Genomic DNA, 20,755 nt, shown 5'->3' with positions numbered 1-20,755 from the left:
GTTGAGTTCTCAAGGAACGGACGCTTCCTTTGTACTCACCCTCTCGGGCTTTCCTCCGGGCTTTTCCCTTCGGTCTTGCGTTTCCGACTCTATCAGACCCTTTCGGCGTCCGATTCCCTGTCGGTTGGGATTGTCTGAGGCTTTGGGCTTTCGCCTGTCGGCCTTTCGACATTCACTACGTTAGCCCATCCGCTCGGCAACTCATAATCGAGTTCCGCGAGTTCGAATTCAGGCATGCAGGCACGCCGAATTGACCCTCGCTGAGAGGAAGTCGTAGGTAGTGGTTTGGCCGCCTCCGGCTGCTGACGAACGCAGTACCCGGTTCAAGCGGCTCGGGCTACATTACGCATCCCGCAAGGGCGCGTCAACTTGAGCGACGCCTGGGCGTATGGGCCCGATAAGGGCTCACCGTCGGGTCGTTGGCGACCCAGAAGCGCCAGGGGTGGACGCCCCCGTCGCCGGACACCCCGGTGCGGGGGCCGTTGCGTACCTGGTCGGAGGTGATCGGGGTACCAGCAAGGACCCTCAGCGGTGTGTCGCCCAAGGCGCACGCGTCCGAGCCGTCCAGGGGACGGGCCACCTCCAGTGCGGTGGCCAGGCGTGCGGGGCCTTTGGCCAGTTCCTTGTCGTTTCGGGCCGAGAGTCGACGTTTACGGGCGAGCTCGGCGCCCTCGACGATCTCGCCGGCCCGGAGCAGGACCGCGCTCGCCGTGCCGTCCGGACCGCACACGAGGTTCATGCAGTGCCACATGCCGTAGGTGAAGTAGACGTACACATGCCCGGGCGGACCGAACATCACGTCATTGCGGGCCGTGCGGCCGCGATAGGCGTGGGAGCCGGGGTCGTTCTCACCGTCGTAGGCCTCCACCTCTGTAAGGCGGAGGGCGATCGGACCGTCCGGGGTGGTGCGTACGAGGATGCGGCCGAGGAGGTCGGGGGCGACTTCCAGCACGGGCCGGTCGAAGAACTCGCGTGGGAGGGGCGTACGGTCGGGGGTCGCGATCATGCCGTCCGAGGGTAGTGCAGACGGGTGGCTGCAACGGGGTGGTCAGGGGGCGTTCGCCTTGCAAGGGTGAAGGCGCGGAACCGGCCACAGCTGGATCGCGTTTGTATGGATCAAGGATCCACGCACAAGAAGCAGGACGACGTAAGAGGGAGAGTCATGGCGTTCAAGAAGCTGCTCGCGAGCCTGGGGGCCGGCGGGGCTTCGGTCGAGACGGTGCTGACCGAGGGCAATGTCGTTCCGGGTGGTGTCGTCCAGGGCGAGGTGCGGATCCAGGGTGGGTCCGTGGACCAGCAGATCGAGGGGCTGTCGGTCGGGCTGCAGGCCAAGGTCGAGGTCGAGAGCGGCGACCAGGAGTACAAGCAGGACATCGAGTTCACCAAGCAGCGGCTCGGCGGTGCCTTCGAACTGAAGGCGAACGCCGTGCACGCGGTGCAGTTCGGGCTTGAGATCCCGTGGGAGACGCCGATCACGACGATCGACGGTCAGCCGCTGCGCGGTATGCACATCGGTGTGACCACGGAGCTGGAGATCGCGCGTGCGGTGGACTCCGGTGACCTGGACCCGGTCAATGTGCACCCGCTGCCCGCGCAGAAGGCGATCCTCGATGCCTTCATCCAGCTGGGCTTCCGGTTCAAGAACGCGGACATGGAGCGCGGCCACATCCGGGGCACGCGTCAGAAGCTGCCGTTCTACCAGGAGATCGAGTTCTTCCCGCCGCAGCAGTACCGCGGTATCAACCAGGTCGAGCTGAGCTTCGTGGCCGATCAGAACGCGATGGACGTCGTGCTCGAGATGGACAAGAAGCCGGGGCTCTTCAGCGAGGGCAGCGACACCTTCCGTTCCTTCCAGGTGGGTCTGCACGACTACCAGGGCACCGACTGGGCGGCTTACCTCAACCAGTGGCTGTCCGAAGTCGGCAGCAAGCGCAACTGGTTCTAGGCTCGGTACTGCTGATTCCGTTGATCGATCAGGAGGTACCGAGGTGTCCGAACTGAAGCGACGGCCTCTCCCCCATGACTTCCACCCGCCCGTCCCGTCGTTCACGGTGACGAGCGAGGACATCGAGGAAGGGGCGACGCTCAAGGACGCTCAGGTGTACGCGGCCGGCAACACCTCGCCGCAGTTGCGGTGGGAAGGCTTCCCGCCGGAGACCAAGAGCTTCGCCGTGACCTGCTACGACCCCGATGCCCCGACGGGCAGCGGGTTCTGGCACTGGGTGCTGTTCGACATTCCGGCCTCGGTGACCGAGCTGCCGGTGGGTGCGGGCAGCGGCAAGTTCGAAGGGCTGCCCGAGGGTTCCGTACAGGCACGTAACGACTACGGCAGCAGGGACTTCGGTGGGGCCGCGCCGCCTCCTGGGGACGGATCGCATCGGTACGTCTTCACGGTGTACGCGGTCGACCAGGAGAAGCTCGGGCCGGATGCCGACGCCTCTCCCGCCTTCGTGGGCTTCAATCTGAGGTTCCACGCGATCGCGCGTGCACAGCTGATCGGGGAGTACGAGAACCCCGAACAGAGCTGAACAAGCCCAACGTTCATGGAACGTTTGCCCGCCCCTGGTCTTGGAAGTGATCAGGGGCGGGCACTTTTTATTTCGTTGTCCATCTCGGCGTGCCCGGCCAGAGTTGATCCCAGCCCGCCAAGCGGTGGGCGGGTGCGCACGGGAGGTGGGCTGGTCATGCGGGACACGCTGGTACTGAACGCGAGCTTCGAGCCGCTGTCGACGGTGACGTTGAACCGAGCCGTCGTTCTGGTGCTGCAGGACAAGGCCGTCGTCGAGCAGTCCCACCCCGAACTGCGTATGCGCGGAGCCGCGGTCGACATACCGGCGCCCCGGGTGATCAGGCTGTGCAGGTACGTGAGGGTGCCGTTCCGAAGACAAGCGCCGTGGTCCAGGCGGGGTGTGCTGGTCAGGGACCGGCACCGGTGCGCGTACTGCGGGCGCAGGGCGACGACCGTGGACCACGTGGTGCCGAGGGCGCAGGGTGGTCAGGACTCTTGGCTGAACACGGTGGCTTCCTGCGCGGAGGACAATCACCGTAAGGCTGACCGGACTCCGGAGCAGGCGGGTATGCCGTTGCTGCGGGCGCCGTTCGAGCCCAGTCCTGCGGATGCGATGCTGCTGTCGCTGGGGAGCGAGGAGTTTCAGGCGCTGCCTGACTGGTTGGCTCGGGACGCTGCGTAGCGCCTGGTGGGGTGCCGGGATCTGTTTGATTGCGGCTGCGGGTTCGTTGTGGCTTGTCGCGCAGTTCCCCGCGCCCCTGAACGACCTGGGGCTCGCCCTCATGATGAAGGCGAGCCCCATTGTCGTACCCGGAACTTCGCGTCAGTCGATCGACGGCTTCTCTCGGCGTTCCGATCCGCCGTTGCCCTGGCCGCCGCCTCCTGAACCGCCGCCCAGGTTGCCGAAGTTGCCCATGGCACCGGAGAGGCCCTTGAGGGCGTCGCCGATTTCGCTGGGGACGATCCAGAGCTTGTTGGCGTCGCCTTCGGCGATCTTGGGGAGCATCTGGAGGTACTGGTAGGAGAGAAGCTTCTGGTCGGGGTCGCCGGCGTGGATGGCCTCGAAGACCGTGCGGACGGCCTGGGCTTCGCCCTCCGCGCGCAGGGCCGCGGCCTTGGCCTCACCTTCCGCGCGGAGGATCTGGGACTGCTTCTCACCCTCGGCGGTGAGGATGGCCGCCTGGCGCGTGCCTTCCGCCGTGAGGATCGCGGCGCGCTTGTCCCGGTCGGCGCGCATCTGCTTCTCCATCGAGTCCTGGATGGAGGTCGGGGGCTCGATGGCCTTCAGCTCCACGCGGTTGACCCGGATGCCCCACTTGCCCGTCGCCTCGTCGAGGACGCCGCGCAGGGCCGCGTTGATCTCCTCGCGGGAGGTCAGGGTGCGCTCGAGGTCCATGCCACCGATGATGTTGCGGAGCGTGGTGACCGTCAGCTGCTCGATCGCCTGGATGTAGCTGGCGACTTCGTAGGTCGCGGCCCTCGCGTCGGTCACCTGGTAGTAGATGACCGTGTCGATGTTGACGACCAGGTTGTCCTGGGTGATCACCGGCTGCGGCGGGAACGGGACGACCTGTTCACGCAGGTCGATGCGGTTGCGGATGGTGTCGATGAACGGGACGACGATGTTGAGGCCCGCGTTGAGTGTCCGCGTGTAGCGGCCGAAGCGCTCGACGATCGCGGCGCTGGCCTGTGGGATGACTTGGATGGTCTTGATCAAGGCGATGAAGACCAACACCACCAGAATGATCAAAACGATGATGACCGGTTCCACGTCGCTTCCCCGTACCTCTCTCCGCCTCGGCGCTTTCGGAAGATCTTATGGTTGTTGAAGATCTTGCTGGTCGAGTCTGACAGACCGTCGTGTGCCTCGTGGGGTGTTCGCGCCACTTGCATCGTGCGAGGTCACATGATGATCGCCGTGGCCCCCTCGATGTCCACGACGTCCACTTCCTGACCTACTTCGTAGGCACGGTCGGTGTCGAGGGCGCGGGCTGACCAGACCTCTCCGGCGAGCTTGATCCGGCCGCCGCCGGTGGTGTCGACGCGCTCCAGTACTACGGCCTGTTTCCCCTTCAACGCCTCGATACCTGTGGCGAGTTGGGGCCGCTGTGCGCGATGCCTCGCCGCGACGGGTCGTACGACGGCGATGAGGGCCACCGAGACGACGGCGAAGACGAGGACCTGGACCACCATGTCGAAGCCGAGTCCGGCCATGATCGCGGCCGCGACGGCGCCCACGGCGAGCATTCCGAACTCCGGCATGGCCGTGACCACGAGCGGGATGCCGAGGCCTGCCGCGCCGATGAGCCACCACACCCATGCGTCGATGTCGTTCACATGGTCATGGTAGTTCCGCAGGTCCCGCCGCGGACAGGGCGCAGTTCGGGTCTGCACGGGGTTCTTACCCGTGAACTCCCTTGCTGTGACGGTGAGAAGGGCTCAGGACATCGGCAGGCCCTGTGCCGTCCAGCGCTCGCCGACCTGCTCGACGACGAGCGGGAGGCCGAAGCAGAGGGAGAGGTTGCGGGAGGTGAGTTCGAGCTCCAGCGGACCGGCGGCGAGGACCTGGCCCTGGCGGATCATGAGGACGTGGGTGAAGCCGGGGGCGATCTCCTCGACGTGATGGGTGACCATCAGCATCGAGGGGGCGATCGGGTCGCGGGCGAGGCGGCCGAGTCGGCGTACGAGGTCCTCGCGGCCGCCGAGGTCGAGGCCGGCGGCGGGCTCGTCGAGGAGCAGCAGCTCGGGGTCGGTCATCAGGGCGCGGGCGATGAGGGTGCGCTTGCGCTCGCCCTCGGAGAGCGTGCCGAACTTGCGCTCCAGGTAGTCGCTCATGCCGAGACGGTCGAGGAAGGCGCGGGCGCGCTGCTCGTCGATCTCGTCGTAGTCCTCCTGCCAGGTGGCCGTCATGCCGTACGCGGCCGTCAGCACGGTCTCCAGGACGGTCTGGCGCTTGGGGAGCTTGTCGGCCATGGCGATGCCGGCCACGCCGATGCGCGGGCGGAGCTCGAAGACGTCGGTGCCGGGCTTGCCGAGGGTCTCGCCGAGGATCGTCGCGGTGCCCGTGCTGGGGTAGAGGTAGCTGGAGGCGACGTTCAGGAGGGTGGTCTTGCCGGCGCCGTTGGGGCCGAGGATGACCCAGCGCTCGCCCTCCTTGACCGACCAGGAGACCTGGTCCACCAGAGCCCGGCCCTCACGGACCACGGATACGTCCTCAAGCTCCAGAACATCGCTCATGAGCGCGTTGTCTCCCCTTGCAGTCTGACCGGTGTCGGCGTCTCGGCTGTCGCGTGCGCGTTTGAGCGCAGCCGTCAACGAAATCTACGCCACCGGTCGGCCGGTCCATTCCATCGGTCCGGTCCTTAGGGTGGGGGCATGCTCTCGGAACCACGCTCTGGACGCCTTGCCGCTTGGGGAAATGGCCTTCTTGCCGGACTTGTCTCGCCTGACGACGCCGTGCTCGCGGTGGTGGGTGAGGACGCCGTGCACCGGGTGGAGGGGCTGCCGGGCGAGTCGGCGCCCGTCGGTCTCACACTCGCGCTCGGGCGGTTGCGGACGCTCGGGGTGACGGGGTTGCGCGTCGCGCTGCCCGCGCCTGGGCATCCGCTCGGGCTGAGTGGGCCGCCGGAGTTCAATGCGCGGGCGTTGGAGGCCGAGGAGGCGGTGATATGCCACGGGGTCGCGCTCGGGTTGGTGCCGGAGGTGCACGAGGCCGGGCCGTCCGGTGATGTGCATGTCGAGGTGATGTGGCAGGTGCTTCCGGTGCGGGAGGCGCCGCCCGCGGATGTGCCGTCCCTGGGCGAGGCCGAGCGGGAGCTGGCGGAGGCGTTGCGGGAGGCGACGGATGTTCTGACGCGGCTGGATGTGGCCGGGTCGGGGCCGGTGGCCGCGGCGGCGCTCGATGCGTATCGAGCTCGGTCCGAGCGGGGGCGGGAGGTGCTTGCGCCGGGGTATCCGCCTCGGGCGGTGCGGGTGCTGGAGCTTGCGCAGCGGGTGGGGTTGTTGATCTCCGTGGCTTACGAGAACGGGCATGGGGGTGCGGTGAGCGCCGGCGAGATGGCGGCGCGCTCCGAGGCGTTGCGGCCTGTCGAGCGGACGGCTCGGCGGGCGCAGGTCGCTGCGTACAACGCGTATGTGGAGGAGCGGGAGCGGGGCGTGCGGTAGCAGGTGGGCGGGGTGGGTGCACGGCTGATCGCGGGCTGCGCTGAGCGACCTGAGGTGCAGACACAACAAAGGACCCCGCGAATCGTCCTTGACTCGCGGAGCCCCTGGTCGGTCAGGATCCGACGTCAGTCGTTCACGCCCTGGTTGCCGAAGGCGGGGTTGAGCAGGCCGATGACGTCGACCGCGTTGCCGACGACGTTGACGGGGACGTGGACGGGAACCTGGACCAGGTTGCCCGAGGCGACGCCCGGCGACTTCACGGCCTTGCCGTCGGCACCCGAGTCGGCGACAGCGGCACCGGCGGCGGCACCCGTGGCGATACCGGCGACGGTGAGGGCCACGGCAGCCTTCTTGGCGATGTTCATGAGAAGCGTTCCTCCTGCGTATGCGTATCCGACCCGGCCGCGGGTCGTGCGCTGGTCAACGCGGAGGCGTGCGGGAACGGTACGGAAAGTGGACCGCGACTGCCCGTTCGGATCAGTGGGCCGACAAACTGACCGGCCCCCCAGGAGTGAGTGCCTGGGAGGCCGGAGGTCACTGCCGCTCCGTGGCGGAGGTCAGCGGTTGATGCCCAGGTTGCCGAACGCCGGGTTCAGCACACCGATGACGTTGACGCTGTTGCCGACCGCGTTCACCGGAACGTGCACCGGGGCCTGGACGAGGTTGCCCGAGATGACGCCGGGCGAGCCCACGGCGTTGCCGTCGGCGTGCGAGCCGTCGGTGGCGGACGCCATACCGGCACCGGCGGCGATCAGCCCGCCGGCCACCATCGTCACGGCCGCTGCCTTCTTCAGGTTCTTCACTTCTGAGCCCCTCCTAGCGATTGCCGCGGCAGTCGCCGCGGCACGCATTGGAGAACGGTGGAGATCCACGAAGGATGCGCCATCCGGGGGACATTCCCACGACGGTATGAATCTCAGTCCGGAGCGGAACCCTCCGTATTGCCGTGCGTCCTATGCATCAACCGGTCACTCCATGACGTACCGCCCACAGTGCGGCCTGTGTGCGGTCCGCCAGGTCGAGTTTCATCAAGATGTTCGAGACATGGGTCTTGACGGTCTTCTCGGACAGGACGAGGGCGCGGGCGATCTCGCGGTTCGAGCGGCCGTCCGCTATCAGGCCGAGGACCTCACGCTCGCGTTCCGTGAGCGAGCCGCCTCTTCCCTGGCCGTTGTTGGCCTCCTCCTGGGAGAGCAGGGCGCCCGCGACCTCCGGCTGGAGCAGGATGTGCCCGGCGTGGACGGAGCGGATGGCGCCGGCGAGGGCGTCGGGGTCGACGTCCTTGTAGACGTACCCCGCGGCGCCCGCGCGCAGCGCCGGGACCACCGTGCGCTGTTCGGTGAAGCTGGTGACGATCAGCACGCGTGCGGGGTTGTTCAGTTCGCGGAGCTTGCGCAGCGCTTCGACGCCGTCCATGCCCGGCATCTTGACGTCCATGAGGACGACGTCGGGTTTGAGTTCCTCGGCGCGGGCGACTCCTTCGGCGCCGTCGGCGGCCTCGCCGACGACCTCGATGTCGTCCTGCACTTCGAGGAAGGTACGCAGTCCGCGGCGGACCACCTGGTGGTCGTCGACGAGCAGCACCTTGATTGCGTCAGCCACCAGGGACCTCCATCTCGATCGTGGTGCCCTTGCCGGGCGCCGATTCCACGGTCAGCGCGCCGCCGACCCCGCCGGCCCGGTCCCGCATGGAGACCAGTCCGAGGTGACGGCCCGCGCGGCGGGTCCGCTGCGGGTCGAAGCCGCTGCCGTCGTCGGTGACCCGCAGTACGACTCCGCCGTCGCGCCGGGCCAGTGTCACATCGACGTGTTCGGCTCCGGAGTGCCGCAGGGCGTTGTGCAGGGCCTCCTGGGCGACACGCAGGACGGCCTCCTCCTGGGAGGCGGGCAGGGCGCGGACGCCACAGCTGTCGAAGGTCACGTGCGCGGTGTGGGCGCGGTCGAGGACGTGGACCTGGGTGCGGAGGGTGGCGATGAGGCCGTCCTCGTCGAGGGCCGCGGGGCGCAGCTCCACGACGGCGGCGCGCAGTTCGTCGGCGGCCTCGGCGGCGAGCGCGGCGACCTGTTGCAGCTCGCCCTTGGCGCGTGAGGGGTCGCGGTCGACGAGGGCGGCGGCGGCCTGTGCGGTGAGGCGCAGGGAGAAGAGTTTCTGGGCGACCGCGTCGTGCAGTTCGTGCGCCAGGCGGGAGCGTTCCTCGGCGATGGTCAGTTCGCGGCTGCGCTCGTACAGCCGGGCGTTGGTCAGGGCGATCGCGGCGTGCTGGGCGAGGATGGAGAGCAGTTCCTCGTCCTCCGCGGTGAAGCCGCAGCTGCCGTCCGGTCTCGGGCACGGGGGGTGTGGGGGGTTTCCCCCCACAGGACGCAGCTTGTTGGCCAGGAAGAGGGCGCCGATGACCTCGTCGCCGTCGCGGATGGGCAGGCCCAGGAAGTCGGACATGTCGGGGTGGGCCGAGGGCCAGCCCTCGAAGCGGGGGTCCTTGCGCACGTCGGCGAGGCGCTCGACCTTCGCCTCCTGCAGCATCGCGGCGAGGATGCCGTGCTGGCGCGGGAGCGGGCCGATGGCCTTCCACTGCTGGTCGCTGACGCCGTCGACCACGAACTGGGCGAAGCCTCCGTGGTCGTCCGGGACACCGAGCGCCGCGTACTGCGCGTCGAGCAGCTCGCGGGCCGAGGCGACGATCGTCTTGAGGACGTCGCGCACCTCGAGATGCCTGCTCATGGCCAGCAGCGCGGAGCTCACCGCCGCTAGGCCGGACCTGGGTCCTTGACTCATGCCCTCACGGTACCGGCGGGGTGTGACAGTCCGTATCGGACCTGTGGCGGCGGTCGCCTAGGGCGGTGGGCCTAGGGCAAAGGGCCCCGCCGTCTCGCGACCCGCGTCCGACGCGGCTGGGGCGGTCCGGTTCCTACGTTGAGATCACGCCGATCGGAAGGCGCCGAGAACGACGAGGGGACGGGGTCATGTCGGTAGCGATCATCACGGGGGCCTCGAAGGGTCTGGGGCGGGCGCTCGCCGAGGCGCTGGCCGCGCGCGGCTGGGATCTGGTGCTCGATGCCAGAGGCGCGGAGGCCCTCCGGGAGGTGGCCGAGGGGCTGGAGAAGTACGGCGCGCGCGTGACGGCGCTGCCGGGGGACGTCACGGACGCCGGGCACCGGGCCGGGCTGGTGGCCGCCGCGTGGCGGTTCGGTGGGGTCGATCTGGTGGTGAGCAACGCCAGCGCGCTGGGCGCCGAGCCGCTCGTACGGCTGGACGCGTTGCCCCTGGAGGGGCTGCGGCGGGCGCTGGAAGTGAACGTCGTCGCCGCGCTGGGCCTGGTGCAGGACGCCCTGCCGCTGCTGCGGGCGTCCGGGACCGGGTCGGTGATCGCGGTCAGCTCGGACGCGGCCGCCGAGGCCTACGAGACCTGGGGCGGCTACGGGGCGTCGAAGGCGGCCCTGGACCACCTCGTGGCGGTGCTGGGCGAGGAGGAGCCCGGGCTGCGGGTCTGGGCGGTCGACCCCGGGGACATGGCCACGGAGCTGTACGCGGCTGCCGTACCGGACGACGACGACCCGCGGCCCGACCCGGCCGACGTGGTCCCCGGCTTCCTGCGGCTGCTGGACGAGCGGCCGGCGAGCGGCCGGTACACCGCGCCCGCGCTGGTGGAGGAGCGATGACGACGGCCCTGCACGTCCCGGAGGAGCTGTCCGCGCGGATCCCGGTCGAGCAGCGTAGGCCGGGGCTGGACCGGGACGCCGTACGGCTGCTGGTGTCGCGTGGTACCGAGGTGTCGCACCGTGCCTTCGCGGAGTTGCCCCGGCTGCTGCGGGCCGGGGACCTGCTCGTCGTGAACACGTCGCCGACGCTGGCCGCGGCCGTGGAGGGGCGGATCGGGCACGCACGCGTGGTGGTGCACTTCTCCACGCGCGGGGACGACGGGCGGTGGGCGGTCGAGCTGCGGGATCCCGACGAGCGGGGCACCACGCGTGCGCGTGCGGGCGGCCCCGCGGGTACGGAGGTGCGGTTGCCCGGGGGCGTGCGGCTGCGGCTGGAGGAGCCGCTGAGCACGGCGAGCGGGCGGCTGTGGTGGGCGCGGATGCCGGGGGCCGGGGGCGGCGCCCGGATCGTCGGGCTGTTGCGGGAGTACGGGCGGCCCATCCGCTACTCCTACACCGAACGCGACCAGCCCCTCTCCGTCTATCAGACGGTGTTCGCGCTGCCCTCCCCCGACGGGACCGGCAGTGCGGAGATGCCGAGTGCCGCTCGGCCCTTCACAGCGCGGCTGGTGGCGGAGCTGGTGAGCCGGGGGGTGCAGTTCGCGCCGGTCACGCTGCATACCGGGGTGGCGTCGGCGGAGGCGCACGAGGCGCCGTATCCGGAGCGGTTCGCGGTGCCGGAGGCGTCGGCGCGGCTGATCAATGCCGTGAAGGCGGGGGACGGCCGGGTGATCGCCGTCGGGACGACCGCCGTCCGGGCCGTGGAGTCGGCGGCCGGCGCCGACGGGGCCGTACGCGCGCGTGAAGGGTGGACGGATCTCGTGGTGACCCCGGAGCGCGGGGTGCGCGTGGTGGACGGGCTGCTGACCGGGCTGCACGAGCCGGAGGCCTCGCATCTGCTGATGCTGGAGGCGGTGGCCGGGCGGGCGGCGGTCGACCGCGCCTACACGGAGGCGCTGCGCGGGCTGTACCTGTGGCACGAGTTCGGGGACGTGCATCTCCTCCTCCCGGAGGAGGGCCCTCACGCAGAGCATTGCTGGCGCAACTGCCGGTGAGACTGTTACGCCTCCGATGTGAGCCCGCGCATAGGGCGCACATCACGTACGAAGGCGAATAGGAGATAAACCGGCCCCCGATGAGCGGGGCAGACGCTCCCATCTGTCCCGTTTTGCCCTTCCCCGATCCACTACCCAGGATCGTACGTCACACCTTTGCCGCACATTTTTGCGGTCGCTAAGAATGGCAGCCGTCGCTCACCGCCGCGGGTTCCGCCCGCGGCTTTTGCACGAAGAGCGACCTCCGCGCTATTCGAAGAGGTCCCCGCATGTTCCAGAAGAGCCACAGTCGCGCGCTGACCAAGCGCCACAAGGTCGCCATCGCCGGTGTCGCCACGCTCGGCGCCGCCGCCCTCGCGTTCTCCGCGGTTCCCAGCAACGCGGAGACGACCACGAGCGAGGCCGCCTCGGCCAAGGTCGCGTACAGCTCCGAGCAGCTCAAGGGCCTCCGGTCGGACGTGACCGAGCAGCTCGCCGGCACCAGCCTGCAGAGCCAGGCCGCCGAGGCCGCGGCCGCGAAGAAGGCCGCCGCCAAGGCCGCCTCCGAGGCCGCCGCGAAGAAGAAGGCGGCCGCCGAGGCCGCGGCCAAGAAGAAGGCGGCCGCCGAGGCCGCGGCCAAGAAGAAGGCCGAGCAGGAGCGCAAGGCGAAGGAGGCCGCGAGCCGGTCCGCCAAGCGCGCCACGGTCAAGGCCGCCGCCACGAAGAGCTACGCCAACAACCTCGACGGCTGGATCAAGGAGTCCCTGGACATCATGAAGTCCAAGGGCATCCCGGGTACCTACAACGGTCTGTACCGCAACATCATCCGCGAGTCCTCGGGCAACCCGAACGCGATCAACAACTGGGACGTCAACGCCGTCAACGGCACCCCGTCGATCGGTCTGCTGCAGATCATCAAGCCGACCTTCGACGCGTACCACGTCTCCGGCACCCCCTTCAGCCAGTACGACCCGGTCGCCAACATCGTCGCCAGCGCCAACTACGCCGCCGACAAGTACGGCTCGATCGACAACGTCAACGGCGCGTACTGAGGCTGCGCGGACCTCTCGTACGCCTGCGTAAGGCGAAGCACGCCGAAGGGCGGCACCCCCACCGGGGTGCCGCCCTTCGATGTCGTACGGACGCGATTACTTGCGCATGACCTCGGGCTCGTGGCGGCGCAGGAAGCGGGCCACGAAGAAGCCGCAGATCACGCCGAGGATGATCAGGGCGACCATGTCCATGCCCCAGGCGCCGAGGGTGTTCGCCCACAGCGGGTCGTCGCTGTCGCCCTTGGCGGGCGGGCTGATCTTGTTGAAGTCGAGCGTGGCACCCGCGGCGCCGACCGCCCAGCGCGACGGCATCAGGTACGAGAGCTCGTTGACGCCGACCGAGTTGGCCAGCGGGAACAGACAGCCCGTGAAGACGACCTGGATGATCGCGAACATGACCAGCAGCGGCATGGTCTTCTCGGCGGTCTTCACCAAGGCCGAGATGATCAGGCCGAACATCATGGCGGTGAAGCCGAGCGCCATGATCGGGATGCACAGCTCCAGCAGGATCGGGACGCCGGGGAGCAGACCCTCCTTCGGGACCGTACGGCTGGAGAAGCCGATGACGCCGACCATCAGGCCCTGGAGCACGGTGATCACGCCGAGCACGAACACCTTGGACATCAGGTACGCGGACCGGGACAGGCCGGTCGCGCGCTCCCGCTCGTAGATGACCCGTTCCTTGATCAGCTCACGGACGGAGTTGGCGGCGCCGGCGAAGCAGGCGCCCACCGCGAGGATCAGCAGCACGGTGAGGGCCGTGCCGTTGGCGACGGGCTTGCCCGTGGTCGGGTTGATCTCCGTGTTGACCAGGAGGTCCTTGCCCTGGTCGATGAGGAGGCTCACCGAGCCGAGGACGAGCGGCAGGATGATCGACAGGGCCAGGAAGCCCTTGTCGGAGACGATGACCGAGACATAGCGGCGCACCAGCGTGACGAACTGGCCCATCCAGCCCTGCGGCTTCGGCGGCCTCATCGCCTGCATCGGCGGCATCTGTACGGACTGCGGCGCAATCGCGTCGATGTCCGCGGCGTACATCTGGTAGTGCTGCGAGCCCTTCCAGCGTCCGGCCCAGTCGTAGTCGCGGTAGTTCTCGAAGGCGGAGAAGACGTCGGCCCAGGTGTCGTAGCCGAAGAAGTTCAGCGCCTCCTCGGGCGGGCCGAAGTAGGCGACCGCACCGCCGGGAGCCATCACGAGGAGCTTGTCGCAGATCGCCAGCTCGGCCACCGAGTGGGTGACGACGAGGACCGTACGGCCGTCGTCGGCGAGGCCGCGCAGCAGCTGCATGACATCGCGGTCCATGCCCGGGTCGAGGCCCGAGGTGGGCTCGTCCAGGAAGATCAGCGACGGCTTGGTGAGCAGCTCCAGGGCCACGGAGACGCGCTTGCGCTGGCCACCGGAGAGGGAGGTGACCTTCTTCTCCTTGTGGATGTCCAGCTTCAGCTCGCGCAGTACCTCGTCGATCCGGGCGTCGCGCTCGGCGCCGGTGGTGTCGGCGGGGAAGCGGAGCTTGGCCGCGTACTTGAGGGCCTTCTTGACGGTCAGTTCCTTGTGCAGGATGTCGTCCTGCGGGACCAGACCGATGCGCTGGCGCAGCTCGGCGAACTGCTTGTAGAGGTTCCGGTTGTCGTAGAGGACATCGCCCTGGTTGGCGGGCCGGTAGCCCGTCAGTGCCTTGAGCAGCGTCGACTTGCCGGAACCGGACGGTCCGATGACCGCGATCAGCGACTTCTCCGGGACGCCGAAGGAGACGTCCTTGAGGATCTGCTTGCCGCCGTCGACCGTGACGGTCAGATGGCGGGCCGAGAAGGAGACCTCACCGGTGTCGACGAACTCCTCGAGGCGGTCGCCCACGATCCGGAACGTCGAGTGACCGACACCGACGATGTCCGTCGGGCCGAGCAGGATCGAGCCGCCCTTGGCGATCGGCTGACCGTTGACGTAGGTGCCGTTGTGCGAGCCGAGGTCGCGGATCTCCATGCGCCCGTCGGGCGTCGAGTGGAACTCGGCGTGGTGACGGGAGACCTGGAGGTCGGAGACGACCAGTTCGTTCTCCAGGGCACGACCGATCCGCATCACGCGGCCGATCGAGAACTGGTGGAACGTGGTCGGGCTGCGGTCGCCGTAGACCGGCGGCGCCCCCGCGCCGACGCCGGGGCCCTGCTGCTGCGGAACCTTCCCGACAGAGGGCTGCTGCTGCGGCTGCTGCCAGCCGGCCTGCGGGGCCTGCTGGTGCGGCGGTGCCTGCTGGTGCGGCGGTGCCTGCTGGGCCCAGCCCGGGTTCGCGGCCGGAGCGGCCTGAGCTCCCTGCCCGCCCTGAGCTCCCTGGGCGGCGTACGGCTGCTGCTGAGGCTGCGCGGCCGGGGCCGCGGTGCCGGAGAGGCTCACGCGCGGGCCGTCGGTCGCGTTGCCCAGGTGCACCGCCGAGCCCGGGCCGAGCTCCAGCTGGTGGATCCGCTGGCCCTGCACGAAGGTGCCGTTGGTGGAGCCGTGGTCCTCGATGACCCAACCACGGCCGCTCCAGCTGATCGTGGCGTGCCTCCAGGACACCCTGGCGTCGTCGAGCACGATGTCACCCTGCGGATCGCGTCCGAGGGTGTAGGGCCTGGACACGTCTAGCGTCCAGGTACGTCCATTCAATTCCAGTACGAGTTCCGGCACTCCATGCCCCATGAGTAGTCCCCCGAGTTACCCCCAACACAGGGAGTCTAGGGATGTCGAACATCGTCGGGAACTATTTCAGGCTCTGCCCCCTGACCGAAAGCCGGGCCTTGTGAAGACCACGCGCACACGCTTCGACCGGTTCCGTTGACGGGGTTGAAACCGACCCGGAGAGTGGTAATCCAGGCGAGGGGGACATGCGCGGCGATCGCCGCACCGCGGATCGGGGGGTCTGCCATGAGTGCGTCCATGAGCGTCGACACCACCAAGCACGGCTCGAAGTTGCCGTGGGGAGACATCCTGCTGTCCGCGATCGCCGCCGTGAGCTGGGCGTTGATCGGGATGGCGGGCGTCGCCGCACTCGGCCTGCACCTGCTGGAGGCCGACTCGACGGCATCGCTGGGCCCGATGACCGCTGCGGTAGTGGCGCTTGGGGCGGGTGGTTCGGTGACACCGTCCGGCGATGTGTCCGCTTTCGGGCTGACGGGCGCGCAGGCGGCGACGGCCATCGAGATCACGCCATTGGGCGTCGGCCTGGTCGGCGCGCTCCTTTTGTCATGGTTCTTCCTACGGTCCTTACGGGCGGCCGGAGTTGTCGTCGCACCGGCCGAACTCCTCGCGCGCGCGGGTGCGGTGGTCGCGCTGTTCGTGGCCACGCTGGGCGGGCTGGCCTGGGCGGGTCACGACGTCATCACGATCGACGGCAGCGCGCTCGGCCTCGACGACCTGCCCGGCGGCGGCGGAGGGGGCGGGGGTCTGGAGATCCCGGGACTCGGCGATGTCGGGGACATCGGTGGACTGCTCCCGGACCAGATCGGCGACCTCGTCGACGCGAAGGCGGCGGTCGGCTTCACGGTGGACACGGTGCCGACGCTGCTCGGGGGCCTGGTCTGGTCGGCCGGCGTCCTGCTGATCGCGCTCCTCGCCTCGCGTGGCACGCCGTTGCCCCGCGGCTGGGAAGCGGTGCATCGCGTCGTGCGCCCCGCGGTGTCCGCCCTCGTGACCGTCCTGCTGGTCGCCGTGGCGGCGGGGCTCGCCGCGGCGGCGTACGCCTCGATCGGCGACGATCACCCGAAGCGGATCGCCGGCGCGGCGCTGCTGGGCACGCCCAACGGCACCTGGCTGGGTATCCCGATCGGCCTGTTCGTACCGTGGGACGGCCGGGCGACCGGTCCGCTGGCCGGCTTCCTCCCGGATCCCCTGGACGACCTCCTGAGCTCCGAGCGCGACCAGTCCGTGTCGCTGTCGCGGCTGGCGGAGCTGGACGGACGGGTGTGGCTGCTGGGGGTCGCGGCGGCGATGATGCTGCTGCTGGCGGGGGTGCTGACGGCGGTGCGGACGCCGGTGGGGGTGCCTGTCCCGGGGTCGGCGCAGGCCAGGGGCGGTGTCGGCGGTCCGGCGGGTGTACGGGGCTCAGGGGTCGGCTCGGGGAGTGCGCAGGTACGGGATCCGGGTGCCCTCGGTTTCGCCGGGCGCTGTGCTCTGCGGCTGGGGGTCGTGACGGCGTTGGCGTTGCCGTTGCTCGCCTGGATGACGGAGGTGTCCGTGAACGCCTCGCTGTCGGTGCTGGGCTTCGACGCGTTCGGCGCCGGCATCGAACTGCACGGGCAGCTCGGTATGGCGCTGCTCCTCGGCGCCTTGTGGGGGGCGGGTGCGGGCGCCGTCGGGGCGCTGCTCGCCCGTGCGACCGGGGCGGCGGGGCACCGGTCGGCGCCGCTGGCGCTGAGTGGCGTGGGCGGGGTTCCGGGGAGCGGGGGGCCGGATGCTGGGCAGCCGCCGTATGCGGGCGAAACCGGGGCGTATCCCGGGGCACCTGGGCGGTACCCCGGTGGTTCCGGGTCGGCGCCGAACGTGGGGCCTTCGCGGGGGGCGCCGTATGCCGGGGGGTCGGAAGGGACGTCGTATCCAGGGGCGTCGGGGGCGGATCCGTACACGGGTGATTCCCGGGGTGGGGGTGCGCCGCGCGGGGGCGAGGCCGGGGCGACGCCCGCGGGTGGCGAGTCCGGGCCGTACACGCCGGGTGCGCCGTATCGGCCGCCGAACCCCGCGACCAATCCGTATCTGCAGGTGCCGGACGAGCTTCGGGAACCGGAGGATGCGCGACCGTCCGACGCGCGGCCTGACCGGGGCGCACCGCCGGGACGCGGGCGGCCACCGGGCGGGCCTCCGCCGGGTCGAGGGGCACAGTCCGCGGAAGGCGGCAGGCGCCCGGGGACGCCTCCCCCCGGGCAGGGCCACTCACCTTCGCAAGCGCCGCCGGGGCAGGGGACTCCACCCGCGGAAGGTGGCAGGCGACCGGGGCAGGACTCGCAACCGACCGAGGGCGCCTGGCGGCCCGGGACACGCCAGCCGGGGCAGGGCCGCTCCCCCTCGGGAGCTCCAGCCGGACCGGAGGGCCAACCCGGTGAAGGCGCCTGGCGGCCCGGGGCGCCTCCTCCGGGGCAAGGACGCTCCCCCTCGGGAGCTCCAGCCGGACCGGAGGGCCGGCCCGGTGAAGGCGCCTGGCGGCCCGGGACACGCCCTCCAGGACAGGGACGCTCCCCCTCGGGAGCTCCAGCCGGACCGGAGGGCCGGCCCGGTGAAGGCGCCTGGCGGCCCGGGGCGCCTCCTCCGGGGCAAGGTCGCCGGTCCTCGAGCGCGCCGCCGGGGCGAGGGGTGCGGCCGACCGGTGAGGGCGCCTGGGGGGGCGAGGTGGATCCGGCTGCCGGGGACGCGAGCAGCGGGCCGGTGCCGTCCGGTGACGACGGGTCGTCCGACGAGTCGCCGCCCGCCGGTGCCGACATGTACGGCGCTCCCACCGTGGTGGGCCCGATAGAGCCGCCGCCCCGGCCGTCCACGCCCAACGACGGTCCGCCGCCGCCACCGCCTCCTCCCCCGCCGGGGAGGCCGAGGGGGCGGAGGTGATCCGGGTGTGGTGATGCGGGCGCGGTCGGCGAAGGCGTTTCGGGGCCGCGGCAGCGGGGGGCGAGTCGCCCGCTGCCCCACGGTCTTCGGCGTCCTCGGTCCCCGGCACGCCGACCACTTGGCCGGTAACCGTCGGTCCGGTCTCCCGACATGTGGCCATAGAGCTGTAGCCGCCACGTAAGGCCCCCGCCACTTGAGCGACGCTCAGTGTTCCCTGTCCGTCAGGCGGACCTCAGGGGCGAAAGGCACTGGGTGCCGGATACGGTGGGTACACCATGAGCGCTTCGCAGACCTCCGACGTCCCCACTCTTCTCGTCAAGATCTTCGGCAAGGACAGGCCGGGCATCACAGCCGGACTCTTCGACACTCTCGCCGCCTACTCCGTCGACGTGGTCGACATCGAGCAGGTCGTCACCCGTGGCCGCATGGTGTTGTGCGCGCTCGTGACCGAGCCGTCGCGCGGGTTGGAGGGCGACCTGCGCAAGACCGTCCACAGCTGGGCGGAGTCGATGAAGATGCAGGCCGAGATCATCTCCGGCCTGGGCGACAACCGGCCCCGTGGCCTCGGCCGTTCCCTCGTCACCGTGCTCGGACATCCGCTCACCGCGGAGGCGACCGCCGCGACCGCCGCGCGGATCACCAAGGCCGGCGGCAACATCGACCGTATCTTCCGGCTGGCCAAGTACCCGGTGACGGCGGTCGAGTTCGCGGTGTCCGGTGTGGAGACCGAGCCCCTGCGGACCGCCCTGGTGACCGACGCCGCCGCGCTCGGCGTGGACGTCGCCGTCGTCGCGGCCGGGCTGCACCGGCGCGCGCAGCGACTGGTCGTGATGGACGTCGACTCGACGCTCATCCAGGACGAGGTCATCGAGCTGTTCGCCGCGCACGCCGACTGCGAGGACGAGGTCGCCGAGGTGACGGCGGCCGCGATGCGCGGGGAGCTGGACTTCGAGCAGTCACTGCACGCGCGTGTGGCCCTCCTCGAAGGGCTCGACGCCTCGGTCGTGGACAAGGTGCGCACCGAGGTGCGGCTGACCCCCGGCGCCCGCACCCTCATCCGTACGCTCAAGCGCCTCGGCTACCAAGTCGGTGTCGTCTCGGGCGGGTTCACCCAGGTCACCGACGACCTCAAGGAGCGCCTCGGGCTGGACTTCGCCCAGGCCAACACCCTGGAGATCGTCGACGGGAAGCTGACCGGCCGGGTCACGGGCGAGATCGTGGACCGGGCGGGCAAGGCGCGGCTGCTGCGTCGGTTCGCCGCCGAGGCGGGGGTGCCGCTGGCGCAGACCGTGGCCATCGGCGACGGTGCCAACGACCTGGACATGCTCAACGCGGCCGGCCTCGGGGTCGCCTTCAACGCCAAGCCGGTGGTCCGGGAGGCGGCGCACACCGCGGTGAACGTGCCGTTCCTGGACACGGTCCTGTATCTGCTGGGTGTGACCCGCGAAGAGGTCGAGGCGGCGGACACGCACGACGAGATCGACTGAGCCGTCGCGTACCGAGCCGTCGCGTACGGCAGGCGTCGTACGGCGTGCGAAGGGCCCGGCACCGCGGCGGTGCCGGGCCCTTCGCACAGGGTTCTCACATCGGTCGGATCATTCGGACGGCGCCCAGTAGTCCAGGAGCGTGGCCGCGCCCGGTTCCAGCGTCTTCCAGGGGCCGGTGAACGACAGGACGGCGAAGGCGGCGGCCGGGAAACCGCGGCGGCTCATCCGCTCGCCGGCATCTCCCTCGGCCGAGCCGGCCAGGATGTCGGCGAGGCCCTGCACGCCCGGGTTGTGGCCGATCAGGACAATGTTCTGCGCGTCGTCGGGGGTCTCGTTGAGCACGGCGATCAGCTCGCCGGGCGAGGCCTCGTAGACCCGCTCCTCGTAGACGGTTTTCGGCCGGTGCGCGAACTCGTGCACGGCGAGCTTCCAGGTCTCGCGGGTCCGGGTCGCGGTGGAGCACAGGGCCAGGTCGAAGGGGATTTCGGTGTCGGCCAGCCTGCGTCCGGCTTCTGCGGCATCCTTGCGGCCCCGGTCGGCGAGCGGCCGCTCGTGGTCGGTCACCTGTGGCCAGTCGGCTTTCGCATGCCGGAAGAGGACGATCCTGCGGGATTCTGCGACGCTCATGAGACCCAGCTTCGCATGAAATAGGCCATAAGGCTCAGGGAGTTGACATGCGGCTCCACCGGTGTGTGGAGGTGGTCGAGGAGCGGTGCCGGCGGGGTGCTCAGCGCGTGACCAGCTGCTGTATGCGCTCGAAGAGCTGGGTGATCAGGGGATCGTCCGCGGCGGCGTGCGCGTCGGACGGGTTCAGGATCAGCGCGAGCAGCGTGATGAAGGCGAGCGTCGGCAGGGCGAGAGCCCACCAGGGCAGCCGGATGTCGACGCGTCCCCGGGTCGCCGGGTGGGGCGGGGTGTGCGTAGGGGCCGACATGGTTGCCTCCGCGTCTTCGAGTGGGCCGGTGGTCCGCTGTGCCGCGGTCACATCTCGAAGTTACGGAATCGCGGGCCCTCAACCCATCCGGTGATCCACCCAGTTGACCCTGAGACTCGCCCCCTAGGGGATGGTGGGGCTAGCCCCACCATCGCCGGTTCAGGGTGAGGCGAGCGACGCGATGACGGCGATGATCACGAAGATGGCGAGGAACGCGCCGAAGACGAGCAGCATCTTCTTCTGGCCGTTCTGCGGGTTCGGGTCGAGCACTGGCATGCGGCCAGTCTCGCACCTGCGAGCGGCATCGGATCCGC

Annotated in this window: 20 protein-coding genes and 1 pseudogene; 9 read left to right on the top strand and 12 right to left on the bottom strand. The window is 70.0% G+C overall.

The features are described 5' to 3' along the window. Positions 1-364 precede the first annotated feature (364 nt). The gene (locus TN53_RS08360) at positions 365-1,006 is read right to left on the bottom strand and encodes a DNA-3-methyladenine glycosylase (protein WP_046257774.1); all 642 of its coding nucleotides are present in this window, start codon (positions 1,004-1,006) and stop codon (positions 365-367) included. Positions 1,007-1,162: 156 nt separating this feature from the next. Here TN53_RS08360 and TN53_RS08355 point away from each other — a divergent pair, with 156 nt between their 5' ends. From TN53_RS08355 to TN53_RS08345, 3 genes are all read left to right on the top strand, one after another. After that, entirely contained in the window at positions 1,163-1,945 is a 783-nt protein-coding gene (locus TN53_RS08355; RefSeq protein WP_046257773.1) for a sporulation protein, read from the top strand. A 43-nt stretch (positions 1,946-1,988) separates the two neighbouring features. After that, entirely contained in the window at positions 1,989-2,528 is a 540-nt protein-coding gene (locus TN53_RS08350; RefSeq protein ID WP_046257772.1) for a YbhB/YbcL family Raf kinase inhibitor-like protein, read from the top strand. A gap of 156 nt (positions 2,529-2,684) precedes the next feature. Continuing rightward, positions 2,685-3,191 (top strand): HNH endonuclease, encoded by a 507-nt coding sequence (locus TN53_RS08345; RefSeq protein ID WP_046257771.1) that lies wholly within the window; start codon positions 2,685-2,687, stop codon positions 3,189-3,191. Between the two features lie 141 nt (positions 3,192-3,332). Here the strand turns inward: TN53_RS08345 and TN53_RS08340 are convergent, their stop codons facing one another. The 3 genes from TN53_RS08340 to TN53_RS08330 all read right to left on the bottom strand — a co-directional run bounded on the left by TN53_RS08340 (position 3,333) and on the right by TN53_RS08330 (position 5,746). Beyond that, positions 3,333-4,280: an SPFH domain-containing protein gene (locus TN53_RS08340; protein ID WP_046257770.1), complete on the bottom strand. Its 948-nt coding sequence runs from the start codon at positions 4,278-4,280 to the stop codon at positions 3,333-3,335. A 131-nt stretch (positions 4,281-4,411) separates the two neighbouring features. Then, complete coding sequence (locus tag TN53_RS08335; RefSeq protein ID WP_046257769.1) at positions 4,412-4,846, bottom strand: NfeD family protein; 435 nt, start codon at positions 4,844-4,846, stop codon at positions 4,412-4,414. A 102-nt stretch (positions 4,847-4,948) separates the two neighbouring features. After that, positions 4,949-5,746 carry an ABC transporter ATP-binding protein gene (locus TN53_RS08330; protein ID WP_046257768.1) on the bottom strand — a complete coding sequence of 266 codons (798 nt, stop codon included), beginning with the start codon at positions 5,744-5,746 and terminating at the stop codon, positions 4,949-4,951. Between the two features lie 138 nt (positions 5,747-5,884). Between TN53_RS08330 and TN53_RS08325 the strand changes: the two genes are divergently transcribed. After that, positions 5,885-6,673: a hypothetical protein gene (locus tag TN53_RS08325; RefSeq protein ID WP_046257767.1), complete on the top strand. Its 789-nt coding sequence runs from the start codon at positions 5,885-5,887 to the stop codon at positions 6,671-6,673. Positions 6,674-6,798: 125 nt separating this feature from the next. On the opposite strand, the gene TN53_RS08320 is transcribed toward TN53_RS08325, so the two are convergent. From TN53_RS08320 to TN53_RS08305, 4 genes are all read right to left on the bottom strand, one after another. Further along, positions 6,799-7,038, bottom strand: a complete 240-nt coding sequence (locus TN53_RS08320; protein ID WP_046257766.1) for a chaplin — start codon at positions 7,036-7,038, stop codon at positions 6,799-6,801. Positions 7,039-7,230: 192 nt separating this feature from the next. Further along, on the bottom strand, positions 7,231-7,476 hold the full coding sequence (gene chpE / locus TN53_RS08315) for a chaplin ChpE (protein ID WP_046257765.1): 246 nt from the start codon (positions 7,474-7,476) through the stop codon (positions 7,231-7,233). 157 nt (positions 7,477-7,633) lie between these two features. Further along, positions 7,634-8,275, bottom strand: coding sequence for a response regulator (locus tag TN53_RS08310; RefSeq protein WP_046257764.1), 642 nt, complete (start codon positions 8,273-8,275; stop codon positions 7,634-7,636). Beyond that, positions 8,268-9,446: a GAF domain-containing sensor histidine kinase gene (locus tag TN53_RS08305; RefSeq protein ID WP_046257763.1), complete on the bottom strand. Its 1,179-nt coding sequence runs from the start codon at positions 9,444-9,446 to the stop codon at positions 8,268-8,270. Before TN53_RS08305 ends, TN53_RS08310 begins: the two co-directional genes overlap by 8 nt. Positions 9,447-9,634: 188 nt before the next feature. Between TN53_RS08305 and TN53_RS08300 the strand changes: the two genes are divergently transcribed. From TN53_RS08300 to TN53_RS08290, 3 genes are all read left to right on the top strand, one after another. Continuing rightward, positions 9,635-10,330 carry an SDR family NAD(P)-dependent oxidoreductase gene (locus TN53_RS08300; protein WP_046257762.1) on the top strand — a complete coding sequence of 232 codons (696 nt, stop codon included), beginning with the start codon at positions 9,635-9,637 and terminating at the stop codon, positions 10,328-10,330. Further along, positions 10,327-11,424: an S-adenosylmethionine:tRNA ribosyltransferase-isomerase gene (locus TN53_RS08295; protein WP_046257761.1), complete on the top strand. Its 1,098-nt coding sequence runs from the start codon at positions 10,327-10,329 to the stop codon at positions 11,422-11,424. The genes TN53_RS08300 and TN53_RS08295 overlap by 4 nt, the downstream gene beginning before the upstream one ends. Positions 11,425-11,693: 269 nt before the next feature. Next, positions 11,694-12,455, top strand: a complete 762-nt coding sequence (locus TN53_RS08290) for a transglycosylase SLT domain-containing protein (protein WP_046257760.1) — start codon at positions 11,694-11,696, stop codon at positions 12,453-12,455. 96 nt (positions 12,456-12,551) lie between these two features. Here TN53_RS08290 and TN53_RS08285 read toward each other — a convergent pair whose 3' ends face one another. After that, a complete protein-coding gene (locus TN53_RS08285; RefSeq protein ID WP_046257759.1) occupies positions 12,552-15,116 on the bottom strand; it encodes an FHA domain-containing protein in 2,565 nt (854 codons plus the stop codon). A gap of 237 nt (positions 15,117-15,353) precedes the next feature. Between TN53_RS08285 and TN53_RS44765 the strand changes: the two are divergent. Both TN53_RS44765 and serB read left to right on the top strand, forming a co-directional pair. Continuing rightward, a pseudogene (locus tag TN53_RS44765) lies at positions 15,354-17,291 on the top strand (streptophobe family protein); the annotation flags it as partial. A 1,004-nt stretch (positions 17,292-18,295) separates the two neighbouring features. Beyond that, entirely contained in the window at positions 18,296-19,507 is a 1,212-nt protein-coding gene (serB, locus tag TN53_RS08270) for a phosphoserine phosphatase SerB (RefSeq protein WP_046257756.1), read from the top strand. 108 nt (positions 19,508-19,615) lie between these two features. Here serB and TN53_RS08265 read toward each other — a convergent pair whose 3' ends face one another. The 3 genes from TN53_RS08265 to TN53_RS49095 all read right to left on the bottom strand — a co-directional run bounded on the left by TN53_RS08265 (position 19,616) and on the right by TN53_RS49095 (position 20,717). After that, positions 19,616-20,134, bottom strand: coding sequence for a SixA phosphatase family protein (locus tag TN53_RS08265; protein ID WP_046257755.1), 519 nt, complete (start codon positions 20,132-20,134; stop codon positions 19,616-19,618). A gap of 100 nt (positions 20,135-20,234) precedes the next feature. Continuing rightward, positions 20,235-20,441 carry a hypothetical protein gene (locus TN53_RS08260; protein WP_046257754.1) on the bottom strand — a complete coding sequence of 69 codons (207 nt, stop codon included), beginning with the start codon at positions 20,439-20,441 and terminating at the stop codon, positions 20,235-20,237. Positions 20,442-20,600: 159 nt separating this feature from the next. Further along, positions 20,601-20,717, bottom strand: coding sequence for an SGM_5486 family transporter-associated protein (locus TN53_RS49095; RefSeq protein ID WP_095046370.1), 117 nt, complete (start codon positions 20,715-20,717; stop codon positions 20,601-20,603). Between the last annotated feature and the right edge of the window lie 38 nt (positions 20,718-20,755).

It is taken from the genome of Streptomyces sp. WM6386 (assembly GCF_000972385.1).
GTDB lineage: Bacteria > Actinomycetota > Actinomycetes > Streptomycetales > Streptomycetaceae > Streptomyces.
This window is presented reverse-complemented; position numbering and strand designations above follow the sequence as displayed.